The sequence below is a fragment of the Serratia fonticola genome (assembly GCF_001006005.1).
GTDB classification, from domain to species: Bacteria; Pseudomonadota; Gammaproteobacteria; order Enterobacterales; family Enterobacteriaceae; genus Chania; species Chania fonticola.
In genome coordinates this window covers 3,297,624-3,314,112 of the sequence record NZ_CP011254.1, presented here as the reverse complement: position 1 = coordinate 3,314,112, position 16,489 = coordinate 3,297,624, and the positions used below count along the sequence as shown (strand labels likewise).

At 52.5% G+C, this 16,489-nt stretch carries 15 protein-coding genes; 4 read left to right on the top strand and 11 right to left on the bottom strand.

The window, feature by feature from the left end; genetic code table 11:
- Nucleotides 1–65 precede the first annotated feature (65 nt).
- The 10 genes from WN53_RS14670 to WN53_RS14625 all read right to left on the bottom strand — a co-directional run bounded on the left by WN53_RS14670 (nt 66) and on the right by WN53_RS14625 (nt 12,809).
- Nucleotides 66–1,208, bottom strand: coding sequence for an IS481 family transposase (locus WN53_RS14670; RefSeq protein WP_046808082.1), 1,143 nt, complete (start codon nt 1,206–1,208; stop codon nt 66–68).
- Between the two features lie 673 nt (nt 1,209–1,881).
- Nucleotides 1,882–3,228 (bottom strand): MFS transporter, encoded by a 1,347-nt coding sequence (locus tag WN53_RS14665; RefSeq protein ID WP_024484435.1) that lies wholly within the window; start codon nt 3,226–3,228, stop codon nt 1,882–1,884.
- 131 nt (nt 3,229–3,359) lie between these two features.
- Complete coding sequence (locus WN53_RS14660; protein ID WP_024484434.1) at nt 3,360–4,667, bottom strand: uracil/xanthine transporter; 1,308 nt, start codon at nt 4,665–4,667, stop codon at nt 3,360–3,362.
- A 71-nt stretch (nt 4,668–4,738) separates the two neighbouring features.
- The gene (gene allB / locus WN53_RS14655; protein WP_024484433.1) at nt 4,739–6,100 is read right to left on the bottom strand and encodes an allantoinase AllB; all 1,362 of its coding nucleotides are present in this window, start codon (nt 6,098–6,100) and stop codon (nt 4,739–4,741) included.
- 74 nt (nt 6,101–6,174) lie between these two features.
- Nucleotides 6,175–7,629, bottom strand: coding sequence for an allantoin transporter (locus WN53_RS14650; RefSeq protein WP_024484432.1), 1,455 nt, complete (start codon nt 7,627–7,629; stop codon nt 6,175–6,177).
- Nucleotides 7,630–7,833: 204 nt separating this feature from the next.
- A complete protein-coding gene (glxR, locus tag WN53_RS14645; RefSeq protein ID WP_024484431.1) occupies nt 7,834–8,715 on the bottom strand; it encodes a 2-hydroxy-3-oxopropionate reductase in 882 nt (293 codons plus the stop codon).
- Between the two features lie 10 nt (nt 8,716–8,725).
- A complete protein-coding gene (gene hyi, locus WN53_RS14640) occupies nt 8,726–9,505 on the bottom strand; it encodes a hydroxypyruvate isomerase (protein WP_021180091.1) in 780 nt (259 codons plus the stop codon).
- Nucleotides 9,506–9,516: 11 nt separating this feature from the next.
- The gene (gene gcl / locus WN53_RS14635; RefSeq protein WP_024484430.1) at nt 9,517–11,298 is read right to left on the bottom strand and encodes a glyoxylate carboligase; all 1,782 of its coding nucleotides are present in this window, start codon (nt 11,296–11,298) and stop codon (nt 9,517–9,519) included.
- Between the two features lie 134 nt (nt 11,299–11,432).
- Nucleotides 11,433–12,248 (bottom strand): HTH-type transcriptional repressor AllR, encoded by an 816-nt coding sequence (gene allR / locus WN53_RS14630; protein ID WP_024484429.1) that lies wholly within the window; start codon nt 12,246–12,248, stop codon nt 11,433–11,435.
- Between the two features lie 69 nt (nt 12,249–12,317).
- Nucleotides 12,318–12,809: an ureidoglycolate lyase gene (locus WN53_RS14625; RefSeq protein WP_024484428.1), complete on the bottom strand. Its 492-nt coding sequence runs from the start codon at nt 12,807–12,809 to the stop codon at nt 12,318–12,320.
- A gap of 352 nt (nt 12,810–13,161) precedes the next feature.
- Here WN53_RS14625 and allS point away from each other — a divergent pair, with 352 nt between their 5' ends.
- Nucleotides 13,162–14,085, top strand: coding sequence for an HTH-type transcriptional activator AllS (allS, locus tag WN53_RS14620; protein WP_024484427.1), 924 nt, complete (start codon nt 13,162–13,164; stop codon nt 14,083–14,085).
- A gap of 9 nt (nt 14,086–14,094) precedes the next feature.
- Here the strand turns inward: allS and WN53_RS14615 are convergent, their stop codons facing one another.
- A complete protein-coding gene (locus WN53_RS14615; protein ID WP_024484426.1) occupies nt 14,095–14,436 on the bottom strand; it encodes a helix-turn-helix domain-containing protein in 342 nt (113 codons plus the stop codon).
- 350 nt (nt 14,437–14,786) lie between these two features.
- Between WN53_RS14615 and WN53_RS14610 the strand changes: the two genes are divergently transcribed.
- The 3 genes from WN53_RS14610 (at nt 14,787) to WN53_RS14600 (ending at nt 16,489) form a co-directional block, all read left to right on the top strand.
- On the top strand, nt 14,787–15,212 hold the full coding sequence (locus WN53_RS14610; protein WP_024484425.1) for a hypothetical protein: 426 nt from the start codon (nt 14,787–14,789) through the stop codon (nt 15,210–15,212).
- Nucleotides 15,213–15,217: 5 nt separating this feature from the next.
- The gene (locus tag WN53_RS14605; protein WP_046808087.1) at nt 15,218–15,433 is read left to right on the top strand and encodes a hypothetical protein; all 216 of its coding nucleotides are present in this window, start codon (nt 15,218–15,220) and stop codon (nt 15,431–15,433) included.
- Nucleotides 15,434–15,583: 150 nt separating this feature from the next.
- Nucleotides 15,584–16,489: an SPFH domain-containing protein gene (locus tag WN53_RS14600; protein WP_024484423.1), complete on the top strand. Its 906-nt coding sequence runs from the start codon at nt 15,584–15,586 to the stop codon at nt 16,487–16,489.

Sequence of the window (16,489 nt, the reverse complement as noted above, 5' to 3'; positions counted from 1 at the left end):
CAACCCTCTCCCTGTACAGACCGGGGACATGGTAGACAGGTGTTCAAGGACATGGTGAACACTTTTTAACATCCTTTACCCATGATGATCGACCTATTTCTCAGGTCGATCGTCCCCACTTTCGTGCTGTACCACCATACCTCGTAGTAGCCCTCTCTCTCACTTTCCTTCAGTCCGACATATTCACCGATAAAGGCCTTGCCCACTTTCAGGCCCATCCCTTTCAGACTCAGTTTTCCACTGACATCCACTTTCCTGACCAGGACCCCCTCGTCATACTCGGCTGCCGCTGGATTACCATTGTACTGTCGCGATGAAGGCTGATAACGGGACGCCGGTACCGCCATTGACAGGGCTTCATGTGGGCGTTCCAGGTTGTAGGTTTCTAGCCAGGCGTCGAACACCTCCTGCAACTGCGCGGCATGGGTAAACCACCGCCCCTGCAGGAGCTCTGCCTTCAGGCTGCGGTGGAAGCGCTCCAGCTTACCCTGAGTCTGAGGATGATAAGGCCGCGAGTGACCCACCCGGATACCCTGACGCATCAGCCACAGTTCCAGTGCGGTCCAACTGCCCGTCGTGTCGCCCCAGGGCGCACCGTTATCCATGGTCATTCTCTCCGGCAAGCCATAACGTTCGAACACCGCTACCAACTGAGACTGCACGGTGACGCGTCGTTCGTCTGGGCAGTGCGCCAGACAGAGCGAGAAGCGTGAATGGTCATCCAGCAGGGTCAGCGGATGGCAACGCCCTTCGGCGAAGGGGAAGTGGCCTTTAAAGTCCATCTGCCAGAGCTGGTTCGGTGCATCATGTTCAAAGCGTCCAACAGTGGGCGCTGGTGATGGGCCACCCGGTAGCAGGTCATGGCGGCGCATCAGGTTATGCACGGTGCTGGCGGCAGGTAACGTATGCCCCTGCATCTCAAGCCACCGCTTGAGCTTGCGCGCCCCCCACATCGGATGGGCCAGATGCGCAGCGCGGAGGTGTTGGACAACGATATCGGGTGTTCTGGAAGGGGAATGGTGTGGCACTCGAGAACGTTCGTTCAGACCGGCCCGCCCATCAGACTGCCAGCGATGTAACCACTTGTATGCGGTAGCAGGCGCTATGCCGAACTGACGGCATAGCGCACGGATATTAGCGCCTTCTTGCGAGGCGAAAAGCACAAACTCGGTACGTAATGACATGGCAGATCTCTCATTCCACGGCATAAGCAGCTCCACTCAGAAGTACTCATACCTATGTTGTAAGTGTCTACCATGTCCCCGAACAAGTGTTCATGATGTCCCCGGTCTGTACACTCCCACAGGGAGAGGGAGCTATTAGCCCTCACTCTTTTGTGGGTAAATAATTCATCTTAGCAAACTCGATCGCCCCTTCAATCAAGCTGAATATGCCGGTGCTCATGAAGAATCACGATACTTTCAGCCCAACTCTATCGGTCCCCTCTTCCTGTGGGAGAGGGAGCTATTAGCCCTCGCTCTTTTGTGGGTAAATAATTCATCTTAGCAAATTCGACCGCCTCCTCATTCGAAGTGAATTACTACAACTTCATACATACTCGATCGGTCCCCTCTCCCTGTGGGTAAATAATTCATCTCAGCAAATTCGACCGCCTCCTCATTCGAAGTGAATTACTACAACTTCATACATACTCGATCGGTCCCCTCTCCCTGTGGGAGAGGGTTAGGGTGAGGGGTCAATACCGGATCACCTGTTACTCATCCCACTATTAATATCGCCACCATAAACATTACCCTCTTCACCATTAGACAATAAAAAAACCATACCCATCTGCCAATGAAATAGATCACTACATAGGCAGAGAGAGCATGGTTTTTTATCAATCGGAGTTACTGTCAGTAACCGATATTCTATTGGATGTTATTTATTAACCAATTTCGCCGGAACGCTATAGGTCAGAATAGCCCCCAGTATCATCATGCTGGATAGCACACACATCGCGACCAGATTACTCTCTGTGGTATTTTTAAAGTAACCAATAATATAGGGGGAGATAAAGCCACCTATATTGGCAATCGAGTTAATTAGCGCTATCCCAGCGGCAGCGCAGGTACCGGTAAAGATAGCATTTGGTAAACTCCAGAACAGGGGCGAAGGGACCAGGCTGGAGGCGACGGCAATACATAATGCCACCATCACGATGACTTTATTGTCTGGGAACAGGCCGATAAAGATCAGCGAAACCGCAGCAATACAGAAAGGAACAATAATATGCCAACGCCTTTCTCGATGTTTGTCAGAGCTGCGTGCAGCCATTAGCATAGCGACAACGGCCAGCATATACGGCAGCATGGTCAGCAAACCAATATCCAACACCGAGCTTACCCCCGTATCGCGGATCATGGTCGGCACCCAGAAGGCCAATCCCCCTTGCCCCATCACCGTGCAGAAACAGATCAACCACATTTTAGTGAAAGCAGAAGACTTCAGCATGGTCTTCATTGTCCACTCCTGCGCAGTACCATCAGCACCCACTTTTTTCGATGTTCCCTGCGCCATATCTTGGGTGATCATCTCTTTTTCTTGTGGACTGAGCCATTTAGCACTCTGATAGGTATTATCCAGGAAGAAGAAAATGACGACCGCAATCAGTAATGCACGCGGGCCACTGATAAAGAATAACCATTGCCAGCCGGACAGCTCAAACATGCCATTCATGTTTTCAATAATCCAACCGCAAAGTGGCCCACCAATGATGTTACTTACCGGTATCCCGCAAACAAACAACGCCGTCATCTTTGCCCGCTGGCTTGAAGGGAACCACAGTGTCAGATAGAGGATCACCCCCGGATAAAAGCCGGCTTCGGCTAACCCCAGCAGGAATCGTGCCAGATAAAACTGCGTGGGATTGGTAATGAAAATACTCAGCATTGAAATCGTGCCCCATACCAACATCAACAGGGCAATGACCTTCCGCGCACCATACTTACTCAGTAAGATATTACTTGGCACACCGGCGATAATATAACCAATAAAAAATACGCCGGCACCAAGGCCATACACCGCCTCCGCCATCGACACATTACCTTGCAGAATATCCGGCATCATTTGGAACTTTGAAAATGATATCCCTACGCGGTCAAGATAACCGACGATATAGCTCATCAGTAATATCGGCATAATTCGCCAGGCTATTTTACGGTAGAGTTTAGCCTTGTCGGGACTGGCCAGAATAGCTTGATCAATCTCAGCATTATTGGTCGCCATATCGGATCTCCTTGGTTGGCATCCTGCTATTTCAGATTTTATTTCAGTGTAATTGGATTGACTCGCCCTGATTATCAAAGTCAGAGCGGTGGGAATTTAAACAATATTGATTAATTGCTGTATTATAAAGGCTAGCGTGGTTTCACCTTATCCCACGGAATACTATTCTCAACCAACACCGCCAGCAGCACGCCAATCAACAGACCATTGCTGAATAGCGGCCTGATAGTGATCGGTACCCCCTGCCAGAAGGAGGAAGGCATACTCATCAGGAATACGCCCAAAAACAGCGGTAGCGCCAGCCGATAAATGTTGCGGCTATTCAGTTCGATCTTGTTGATAAACAGCACCGAGGAGAACAGCAGAGGCAGATAAGAGGCCAGCATAACGGCACTGCTGACCGTGAGCGGAATACTGCAGAAAAATTGCGCTAGCGGCGTCAACATCCCCACCAGCAGGAAGACCACGCTGCCAATAATAAACGAGCGCTGACTGCTGTCTTGCGTCTGGGTCAGCAGGCCAATGGAAGAGACAAAAGGCGAGAAAGGCACCACGCCCAGCGGAGCAGCCAGGCAAGTCAGCCCGCCTGAAACCATAAAGCTACGCCGGAACAGGCTTCTGCCCGCCGGGCCGTCAGCATAAAAAATATCGGTGCCGCGGATGGCAGCAAAGTTATTCGACACGTTGACCAAACCGGTCAGGACGGCGCTGATCACAATCCCCCCATGTAATTCCTGCGGCCACCCGAGTGGGAACAGCACCCAATCGCTGCCCGTGATCGGCGCACCAGAGGGTGCAAACCACCAGCTGTAAACGCCCCAGCCAACCAAGGTGCCGATTAACAGCGCATATTTGCCGAACGCCCGCGGTAAAAAGGCAATAATGGCGATAATCAGCAGCAACACCGTCAATGCCCAGTAAAAGGCCGGGTAGTTAATGGTCACGACGCCGGTATAAACGCCAAAAGGTAACCCCAGCATCCCTTTCATAAAGATGGTGATTAACTGCGCCCCCAGCAAAAACATAAACGTGGCCATCACCGCAGGACGGAACAGGCGCGCCAGGTGAAACCCCAACCCGCTAACCCCAATCAGGATGGTCAAAATGCCAGAGATCAGGATCCCCACCGCAAGGCTGCCACCAATTTCTGGCAGCGGCGTGCCGTTGGCTGCTTCCGCCAGGGTCAGGGTTAAGATGGTCACCCACCACAGGCCCGTTGGCCCTTCCATAATGGCTCGCCGATGGCCCAAAAACACCTGCGCCAGGCAGGCCAGCGCCGTGGAGATAAAGGTATATTGGGTAATACAAAAGGTCACACCAGGGGAGAGGTTAAATGCCGATTGCAGGGTCGGCGGGATCACCACCGTATTGCAGAAAATGAAAAAGAACCACTGCAAACCCGATAACCAACTGCTACGACTGGCACTTAACCCGTTCATGGGTGCTTCCTTCATATCCAATATCTCATCATCCATGCGCCCGCACGGTGGCGGGCGCTGATTAACTTACGTTATTGCTGATGTTTAAGCACAAACTTACCTATCGGACGAACGCCAAAACCCGCCTTGAGATCGTAAATCACTTCGCCACGCAGGATGGTTTTGGCCACCCGTGCGTTGATTTTCCGCCCCACATAAGGGCTGACCTTATGGCGATACTCGAGATCGCCGGTTGCCAGTACGTAGCTGCTGTTGGGCTGAATGAACACCAGGTCGGCATCTTTCCCCACAGCAATGCGCCCCTTGTGCTTCAAACCAAAAATATCGGCGGCGTTGGTCGCCATCAATTTGGCAAACACCGGCAGTGACATGCCCCTTTTCTGCACCGCTTCATCGAACATGATATCGACGCAGTTTTGTATCCCAGCGATCCCGCCCCAAGCCTGCATGATATTGCCCGCTTTCATATCCGGTGGACATGGCGAGTGGTCGGACACCAGGCAGTCGATCTCACCGTTAAACAGCTTATCCCACAGCCCTTTTTGGTTTTGCGCATCGCGGATCGGCGGTGAACACTTGGCCAGGGTGCCAATTTCCTCAAACTGGTCGGTATCCAGCACGAAGTAGTGCGGACAGGACTCACAGGTGACCTGTTGCCCTTCCAGACGAGCGCGAGTCACTTCCGCCACCCCTTCCGGGCTACTGACGTGGCATATGTGCAAGCGGCAACCCGCGACCTTGGCCAGATACAGCACCCGGCGGATCGCTTCAACCTCGGTAAATACCGGGCGAGAGGCGACATAATCGTGCGCCGTTACGCGCCCTTCCGCCTTGGCCTCCTCCCCTAACGCATCGCAAATCAGGGCGTTTTCCGCATGTACCGCCACCAACTGATCCAGCTTGGCCAAGGTCTGCAAGCCTTTGAAGTATTCGAAGTCGTTCACGTCGCGGAAGTCATTGCTGACGCTGCGATCGCCACAGGTCGCGACGAAGCATTTATAGGCCACCACGCCAATCTCATCGAGCTCATGCAGCCGATCCAGGTTGTAGGAAACCAGGCCACCAAACTGGGCCGCATCGATGGTGAGCTTGCCTTCTGCCGCTGAGAACTTCATTTCTATCGAGGCTCTGTCCACCGTGGCTGGCAGCTGGTTCAGCGGCATTTCGACCATGGTGGTGATACCGCCCTTGGCCGCAGCACGCGTACCGGTTTCATACCCTTCCCAATGGGTACGGCCCGGTTCTGACATATGCGCATGGGCATCGATCATGCCCGGTGCCACCACCATTCCGCTGGCATCAATCTCCGTTTTAGCGCCGGTAAGACCATTGCCGATGGCGGCAATCTTGCCCTCTTTAACCGCAATATCGGTAATGATGGCATCATGTTCTAAAACAACCTTACCGTTCTTGATAATTAAATCGTATGACATGGTCATGCTCCTTCGTGAAATTAAAGTATCATATTATTACGCTTAGGGTTATTTACTTCTTTATCATATTCACTTCAGGTATATTCTTGCCGATTAACTACTGTTCTACTTTTGATTAGCGCATATAAACAGAATGCGCTGATAACGCCAACAAACCAGGAAACCCGCGATAACGGTTCGAGTATCTCAATGAACTTACCGCCCAACGACAGCAACACGGCAAACAGCGTTACAACAAATGCTACGCTGTTAAAGCCGTTATCGTAGTATTTATAATTACCGGGTTCGATATATAAAGTATCAAGGTCGATATCACTGCGCATCACTATGAAATAATGCGCCATCATCACGCCAATCACCGGCCCTAAAATTCCTCCGATCACATCCAGGAACAGGTAGATGCTTTCCTGATTTTCCATCAGTTTCCACGGGCAGATAATCAGGCTGATGATGCTGGCAATCACTACGCCATTTTTATAGGTGAGTTTTTTCGGTGCTATGGCAGCAATCTGGTAGCCCGCAGGGATGATGTTACCGGTCGCATTGGTGGAGATGGTAGTCATCAGGATCACCAGCACCGCAAACACCGAGGCGAAAATACTGTCCCATTTCTGCACGATATCCAGCACGTTCCAGGTATCAACCCCGTAATGAATACTGGCCCCGGCCAGGATACAGACGCTGGCAACGGCAAACAGCAGATAGCCAACCACCAATCCCAGCGTTTGCCCCCAGGCCTGCTGGCGGAAGCTGCTGGCATTCTGGGTAAAGTCCGAGGCGCTGACCGCCGGAGCGGCCCATACCGCCACCACCGCATTGATCACCACCAGGAACATAAAGCCGCCATTGTTAGTCGTTATAGCATTGGCGGGTACATAGGCAATGATGTTGTCCAGGCCCGCGATAGAGATAGCCCAAATGGCCATGCCGCCAAACACCACGTAGATGCAAGGGTTGAGGATCGCAGTAAACTTGTTGAGGATGCTGCCGCCTCCCAGGCCGATGGCCACGTTCACCGCCCAGAAGATCAGAAAGGCAATCAGCCCAGGCAGGCCGATCCCCAACAGGTTGAAATCCCCGCCCAAGGTCAGAAACTGTGGCCACAGTTTGCCAATCAGGATCAGGAAGGCCAGCGAGCCTGCGTAACACTGCAAGCCAAACCACATGATGGCGGCCACGCAGCCTCTAAGGATCCCTGGAAACAACGCGCCGCGCACGCCATAGGAGGCACGTAAGATCATGGCAAAAGGAATACCGTATTTCGAACCGGCAGCGCCGTTCATCACCATCACAAAGGCAATAATAAAGGCGCTGAGGATAATGGCGGCCATAATGCTTAAGGTGGAAAGCCCCAGAATAAAGAAGCCCCCGACGGCGACATAGTTGGGAACGTTATGTACCGATCCCATCCACAAGGTAAAATAGTTAATTCCCTTCCAGGTTTTCTTATCTGCTTCTTTGGGTAATAGATCCTCATGATAGCCGCGCCGTTGGTAAATCTCTCTCTGTTTATTGCTAATAGATTCCATGACAGGTCCTTCTTATATTATATAAGAAAATAGCGTAGAGTGTTTTTGCTTATTATCATTACAACAAACTGATGTGCTAATCTTTCTATTAGTCAAATACCAATACGGCCAAGATAGACAGGAATATAACCATTAAACAACTATACGATAACCAGAATTCAAGTTGCAGGCAGAAAGCACCTGCAACTTGTTAAGCCTTACTCTTTAGCCAGCCACTTTATGGTTAGCCATAATTTCCAACGCCTGTACCAACGCGGAATGGTCGAGATCTTTGGCCCCATTGGCGGCACAGAGGTTGAACAGCTCTTGGCAAGTGGCGGTATTAGGTAAACTGAGCGCCAACGACTTCGCCCCCTGCAGCGCCAGATTAAGATCCTTTTGATGCAGGGAGATACGGAAGCCCGGCTCAAACGTCCGTTTGATCATCCGCTCGCCGTGCACTTCCAGAATGCGCGATGAGGCAAAACCACCCATCAGCGCTTCACGGACCCGTGCCGGATCGGCCCCCGCTTTGGAAGCAAATATCAGCGCTTCGGAAACCGCTTCAATCGTCAGGGCCACAATAATCTGGTTGGCAACCTTGCAGGTCTGACCGTCGCCATTGCCGCCGACCAGCGTAATGTTTTTCCCCATCAGGGCCAGCAACGGTTTTACCCGCCCAAAGACGCCTTCGTCACCGCCGACCATAATGGTCAAGCTGCCCTGCTTGGCCCCCACTTCACCACCAGATACCGGCGCATCCAGATAATCGGCACCCAGTTGGTTGATGCGCTTGGCAAACTCCTTGGTCTCCAGAGGCGAGATAGAACTCATATCCACCAGGATCTTGTTTTTGAGCGGTGCTTCGGCACAGCCATTGGCGGCAAACAGCACCTCTTCCACCTGAGGCGTATCAGGCACCATGATAAAAATAACGTCAGCCTGCTCGGCCACCTGCTTGGGAGTAGCACAGGCGATGGCCCCTTTTTCCACCAGCTCCGGCGGAACCTTATTCAAGGTGTTGGCATACAACTGATAGCCGCCTGCGATCAGCTTTTCAGCCATTGGCGTGCCCATGATCCCTAAACCAATAAAGCCTACTTTCATGATATGTCCCTCAATGTTGATATTGCTTAATCCATGACAGGCCGGCAGCCGTCGTTGTCGCAGGTTTGTATTCACAGCCGATCCAACCGCGATAGCCCATCTTGTCCAGCGCGCGGAACAGATAGTCGTAATTGATTTCCCCGGTGCCTGGTTCATGGCGCCCCGGATTATCGGCAACCTGGATATGCGCGATTTTCTGCAACAGCGTTTCCATGGTTTGGGCCAGTTCGCCCTCCATGCGCTGCATGTGATAGATATCGTATTGAATAAACAGGTTAGGGCTCGCGACCCAATCCATCAGCTCCAACGCCTGACGAGTGGTTTGCAGATAGAAGGCGGGCATATCGTATTTATTGATCGGTTCAACCAACAGACGGATATTGGCCTTGGCCAACTCCCTTGCTGCATAGCTCAGGTTAGCGACCACGATCTCATCGGTCTTATGCTGTGCGACGGATTTATCCGGGTTACCGATCAGGCAGTTGATCTGCGCACAGCCCAGCGCACGGGCATATTCCACCGCCAGACCTACGCCATCACGAAACTCAGACTCGCGCCCAGGCAAGCAAGCGATGCCACGCTCACCCGCGGCCCAATCCCCGGCAGGCAGGTTTTGTAATACCTGCGTGAGTTGATTCTCTTCCAGAGCGCCCCTCAAGGCCTGCACGGAATAATCGTAGGGAAACATATATTCAATCGCGGTGAATCCCTGCTCTTTGGCACAGCGAAACCGCTGCATAAAATCGACTTCATTAAACAACATCGATAAGTTGGCTGAAAACTTCGGCATGAGCCTGCTCCTTACTGATAGTTGAAGTAGCTGACCGAGGTCGGCGCATCTTCTGGCGACTCGGCAACGGGTTCGAATTCAGTGACGTTATCCAGCTCAGTCCCCATCGAGATATTGGTGACCCGCTCGAGGATAATCTCCACCACCACCGGAACCTGATGCAGACGCATCAACTCTTGCGCCTGTTGGAAGGCCGGAGCGATATCCTCAGGCTTGACTACACGGATCGCTTTACATCCCAGCCCTTCGACCACCTTGACGTGATCGACACCGTATTCGCCCCCTTCCGGGTTGTTGATGTTTTCATAGGACAGTTGGACGCAGTAATCCATATCGAAACCGCGCTGCGACTGGCGGATCAGCCCCAGGTAGGCGTTGTTGACCACCACGTGGATATACGGCAGCTTGAACTGCGCGCCAACGGCCAACTCTTCGATCATGAACTGGAAGTCGTAGTCACCCGACAGCGCGATCACTTTGCGCTGCGGATCGGCGGCACACACACCCAAAGCAGAAGGAAGAGTCCAACCTAATGGGCCCGCCTGCCCGGCATTAATCCAATGGCGTGGTTTGAACACGTGCAGCATCTGTGCCGCTGCAATCTGCGAAAGCCCGATGGTGGTGACGTAGCAGGCATCACGCCCGAACGCTCGGTTCATCTCTTCGTAAACGCGCTGAGGTTTGATTGGCACGTTATCGAAATGCGTTTTACGCAGCAGAGTTTGTTTGCGCTGGAGGCAGGTTTCCACCCACTGTGAGCGATCTGGCAGCGTCCCTTGATCCGCACGTTCACGAGCTCTTGCCACTAACATTTGCAGGGCGATTTTGGCATCGGAAACAATGCCCAGATCCGGGCAGATCACGCGGCCAAGCTGGGTTGGTTCGATATCGATGTGGATCACCTTACGCCCGGCGGTGTATTTATCTACCGAACCGGTATGGCGGTTAGCCCAACGGTTACCGATGCCAAACACCAGATCCGAATCCAGCAGGTTGGCGTTACCGTAACGGTGTGAGGTTTGTAACCCCGCCATCCCTGCCATCAACGGGTGATCGTCCGGGATACAGCCCCAGCCCATCAGCGTTGGGATCACCGGTACGTTGCAAGTCTCTGCCAGCTCTTGCAGCAGGTCGGCCGCGTCCGCGTTGAAGATCCCGCCACCGGCGATGAACAACGGTTTGCTTGCGGCACACAGCATGTCCAGGGCTTTGTCGATCTGCGCTTCAGTGGCCGCCGGTTTGTAAGCCCCCAGCGAGGAATAGGTGTCCGGATCAAACTCAATCTCGGCCATCTGCACGTCATAAGGCAAATCGATCAGCACCGGGCCAGGGCGGCCAGAGCGCATCAAGTGGAATGCCTGCTGCAACACGCGGGGCACCAGCGCCGGTTCCATGACCGTCACCGCCATTTTGGTGACCGGCTTGGCGATCGATTCAATATCTACCGCCTGAAAATCTTCCTTATGCAAACGCGCCCGAGGAGCCTGGCCGGTGATGCACAAAATGGGAATGGAATCGGCAGAGGCGGAGTAAAGCGCGGTGATCATGTCCGTTCCCGCAGGCCCCGAAGTCCCGAGGCACACCCCGATATTGCCGGGTTTGGCCCTGGTGTAACCTTCCGCCATGTGGGAAGCGCCTTCAACATGACGCGCCAGATAGTGTTTGATGCCGCCGTGTTGACGCATCGCGTTATAGAAAGGGTTGATCGCCGCGCCAGGCACGCCGAATGCGGTATTCACGCCTTCCTTTGCCAACACGTACATTGCCGCATCTACTGCTCGCATAATAGCCATCTAAACGTTCTCCTAAATTTTGGAAAAATTTTCCAAACTTAAAATGAGTTCAAAAAAACCCGTTTAGGTGATAAACGGGGAGGTAACCTCATCCTGCAGCCACGATCGCAACCACAGGCTTTACTTTAAACGTACTATTTCTTGCTGCGCGACTCACCTAGCGCGGTACTGATGTCGTTGGCGACGTCACGCACCAACTCCCCCAGTTCCTTGAAACGATCGCTGCTAACGCGCGAACTAGGCCCTGAAATAGAGATGGCCGCAATGACGTTGTTGCTACGGTCAAAAATCGCCGAAGCCAGGCAATTCAGGCCAAGAGCGTGCTCCTCAGCATCAACGGTATAGCCCTGCGTCTGCGATTGCGCTAAATCCTTACGTAATAAATTTACGCTGGTCAGGGTTTTCGGGGTAAACGAGTGCAGCCCCGAACGTACGAACAAATCCAGCATCTCCTCTTCCGCCAGCGGATACAGCAGCGCTTTCCCAGCCCCGGAGGCGTGCAGCGGTAAGCGGCTGCCAAGTGGCGCGCACATCCGCACCATGGCCTGGCACTCACATTGACGGATCAGCACGGCGTCAAAGTTATTCCTGATGGCCAGATTGGCGGTTTCGCCTGATAGCAACATCAGCCGCCGCATATAAGGGCCCGCCACCGAGACTACGTCCCTGTCATTCATATAGGCCGCACCGACGGTAAACGACTGGATGCCGATATGCCACCAGCCAAGCTGCGGATCCTGAAAAACGAATTCCGATTTTTCTAATACTTTCAATAACCTGAAAGTCGTTGATAGCGGTAACTCCAACTTCTCGGATAGCACGGAAACGGACGAGCTTCCTCCGGCATTGGCCAGAAACTGCAGGATCTCCAACCCACGATCCAACGCCTGCGCGCCTTTCGTCGCCCCTGCTTCTGTCGTTGGTCTTCCCTTTCTGCGTACTTCGTTCATTCAGGCTTTCCTTTATTTAGCTCAAGGTTTCCCCGCTATCATAAACAGCCTATGCGCTTGGGGACAGCGCTATCCAAGCACAACCCGGTAAGTCTCCGGCAATGTTTTGACGATACAGTTGTCGGCACCGCCACGATCGACCGTGAAAAAGTCGGTGATCGCGCCATAAGCAAACAAGGGGTGGTGCCAAACATTGCGGTGGTAGTTCACCCCTTGCTTACCGTTGGTGATAAAGGCGCGCAAAGTATGTAACGGAATTTCGTCCCCTTCCCCGGGTTCAGCAACAATCACCACGAAGCGTTCCCCCTTCATCGGCATAAAAGCCTGCGAGGACAACGGATGTTTCTCCAACACGGAGAACTCCAACGGCAGATCGCAAGGCTCAGATCGGTTGATGCTGACCAGCACCCGATGATCATCAGCCACTTCTACATTGGCAAGGTCATGATATCGTTCTGTTTTACCACCATTAATATGGAAAAAGGGCGCCCCCTCGATCTGCAATACATTCCCATAGGGTGCAAAGGCTTCAGGCGTTAACTCAACGGCAATCAGGTCCATCAGTTTCTCCAGGATCGTTTCAAAAAGGAACATTACCGAATGGGTTCACTCTAGACAGGTCGCCTGAAATTTAAAAGTTAATATTGGAAAAATTTTCCACAACAAGATCCACTGCACATTTTTTGTGCCGAGCTGAAAATATTTAATTAATAATCAAGGCATTAAAAAACACACCACCGCGATACAGTTCGTTAACAGAGTTGTCACTTTCAGCGGTGTGCAGTAGAGGAAGGGCAATAAAGCGTGAGCGAGATCACGGGAAGCGGCTTTATGACTAACCCAAGGCAACTAAGGTAAGTAAATTCTTTTGCAACACTAGGAACACGATGGCCGCACCGGTTAAGGAAGCGCTATGCTGGATCACGAAACAATTCGATCGTTTATCAAAGTCGCGGAATGCCAGAGCTTTTCCCGCGCCGCCGAATTACTGCACAAGACCACTGCCACCATCAGTTACCGCATCAAAACGTTGGAAGAAAGCATCGGCACCCAGCTGTTTATCCGCACCACCCGCAGCGTAAACCTGACCCCCGCTGGTGAATACCTGCTGGAACGTTGCCGCCAATGGCACAACTGGCTCGACTCCATGCCCGATGAGCTACGCCAGATCAACGACGGCGTGGAGCATCAGGTCAATATCGTGATCAACAATCTGCTGTACAACCCGCTAAGCGTCGCCCGGCTGTTAGCCTACCTGCAACAGCGTTATCCCTTCACGCAGTTTCATATCTCGCGTCAGGTGTATATGGGAGTATGGGATTCGTTGTTGCACGGGGATTTTCAGCTGGCCATTGGCACCACCGGCTCTGAATCACTGGCTAATGACGTCAGCGTCTTGAAATTAGGGGGGATCAGTTGGGCTTTTGTGGTTACACCAGATCATCCGCTCGCGGCCTGCCAGGACACGGCACTGCATGAAGATCGGCTGCGCAGCTACCCGGCGATCAACGTGGAAGATACTTCGCGCAACCTGACCAAACGCGTTGCCTGGCTGCTGCCAGGCCAAAAAGAGATCAAGGTGCCAGACCTGCGCAGTAAACTCGAATGCCACCTGCAGGGGCTGGGCGTAGGGTTCTTGCCGAAAAATCTGTGCCAGCCCTATCTGGATAGCGGCCAGTTGATCACCCGTGAAGTGGTCAATCAGCGGCAACCGTCACCGCTCTCCCTGGCCTGGCGTAACGACTGTGGTAAAGCCGTGGAAGAAATTGTCACGCTGTTCCAACGGCGCGATGAACGCATCGCCGGCTTTCTGCAAAGTATTGATTTACCGGTTTAACACGCGATTTTATCGCTTCTGGGCCGCCACCTGGGCCCGGAGTTTCTTAATCGGCGGTGACGGTTCCCGCTTCAGCACGTGCAGGAACTCATACGCCTTGTCATTGGTCGCGTACTCTGCCGGTACGCCAAAGTCCTGGATCATCATCCAGCGCTGGAACAGCTCCGGATTGGACTCTTTGATAAACCACAGCATTTTGACCGCGGTCGTGGCGATGGCCGGAATTGCGGTTACCGTGCCATTCACCCATTTATTCAGGGTGCTGCGCTGCACCCCCAAGAGTATGCACAGTGCAGGCTGCTCAATGCCTAATCGTTCCAGATAGCTTTTAAACTCTGCTTGATTATCCACCCTGCGATTTCCTCTTGCTCTCTACAGACATGCCGCAGTTTAGCACATTAATTCCGTCCCCCACAGCTACGCAAATTCCGACACAAGGTTAATTTAACTCAAATTAAGGAGCTATTAGCTACATGTAAATGTTTCTTGAGATCTGTTCTCAGTAGCTGACAAAAATTGACATTAGTCAACGGAATGGTTAAAACGTGATGCTTGTCTAAGAATATTCTGTAGCATCAGTTCGGTAAATCAACAAACCAGGCTAAACATCGCTTTATTTAGTAGCTAATAGCTTCTAATAAAACGCATAAATAAACACAGGAACACTCCGGTGCCATCCTGACTAACTCGAAGAACTAAAAATGATGATTAGGACACTGTCTACCGTGGTAATTGCCATCTTGCTGGCTGGCTGCACTTCTACGGCGTCGCGCATGGCTGAATGTGAAGCACAGGGCGTTTCCAAAGATACCTGCTATCTGGCCGAACAAAACCGCCAGACCGCCATTTACGCTGCGGCAGAGAAGCAGGCGTTGGAAAATGCGGCAAAACAGTACGCGCAATCGGCAAAGAGCAAGACACTGCAGGCACGCATTGCCGGGATAGACATCAAGATCTCGCCAGATATCAAGCAGGGCTACATTGAGCAAACGGCAGCCGCGTTGACCGAAGAAAACCAGTATGCGCAGGTTTATCAGAAAGGTGTTTACACCGCCATCTGGTACCGACAGAAACACAAGATTGTGTTGCTGCGTGATGGCCAAATCGTCGGCAGCGCCAAAGGATAGCCCTCTTGAAAAAATCCCAAACCGACAGATTCAAACATTTGCCCGAGATGCAGCAATTCGTTTGTCTTAAAGCGCTTCAGCACATCGAGCAGACCGCGCTGCAGTCCGGCGTGATCGGCATGGCAGTCAGCGTGTTGCTGACCGACGGACAAACGGTGACGCTGAGCAAATTCGACGCGGATCCTGAAGAAGTCTCCATTATCACTTCATGGCAGCGTTAAGACGGCCCCAGATAAACCTGATAAAAATGGCGTATTCGCCGTGAGATCCTCAGGTTTTCTGCAAAAAGTAGTCTTATCCTGGTGATGTATTAGGCATTCCCCCTGTCGCTGGCGTAATATCTAGCAATATGTCTGACAGGAGGTTGTGCCATGTTTACCATTATTCCGATCGTGATCGTTGTCGCGCTGATTATCGTCTTCTCGAGCATCAAAATTGTCCCGCAGGGCTTCCAATGGACGGTAGAGCGCTTCGGCCGTTATACCAAAACGCTGATGCCGGGTTTAAACCTGGTAGTGCCTTTTATGGATCGTATTGGCCGCAAGATCAATATGATGGAACAGGTGCTGGATATCCCTTCTCAGGAGATTATCTCGCGCGATAACGCTAACGTGGCAATCGATGCCGTCTGCTTTATCCAGGTAGTCGATCCGGCTCGCGCCGCCTATGAGGTCAGTAACCTCGAGCAGGCGATCGTTAACCTGACCATGACCAACTTCCGTACCGTGCTCGGTTCCATGGAGCTCGACGAAATGCTGTCACAGCGCGATAGCATCAACACCCGCCTGCTGCATATCGTCGATGAAGCCACCAACCCTTGGGGCGTCAAAATTACCCGTATCGAAATCCGTGACGTTCGTCCACCAGCCGAACTGATTGTGGCGATGAACGCCCAGATGAAGGCCGAACGAACCAAACGTGCCGACATCCTGGAAGCAGAGGGGGTGCGTCAAGCCGCGATCCTGCGCGCTGAAGGGGATAAGCAATCACAGATCCTGAAAGCCGAAGGCGAGCGCCAGTCGGCGTTCTTGCAGGCAGAAGCGCGTGAACGTGCCGCCGAAGCAGAAGCACGGGCAACCCAACTGGTATCTGACGCCATCGCCACCGGTAATATCCAGGCGATTAACTACTTCGTAGCCCAGAAATACACCGACGCATTGCAGAAGATTGGCTCGGCCAATAACAGCAAAGTGATCATGATGCCACTGGATGCCAGCAGCCTGCTGGGCTCTATCGGCGGTATTACCGAATTGCTGAAAGACAGCAAAGGTAAGTAA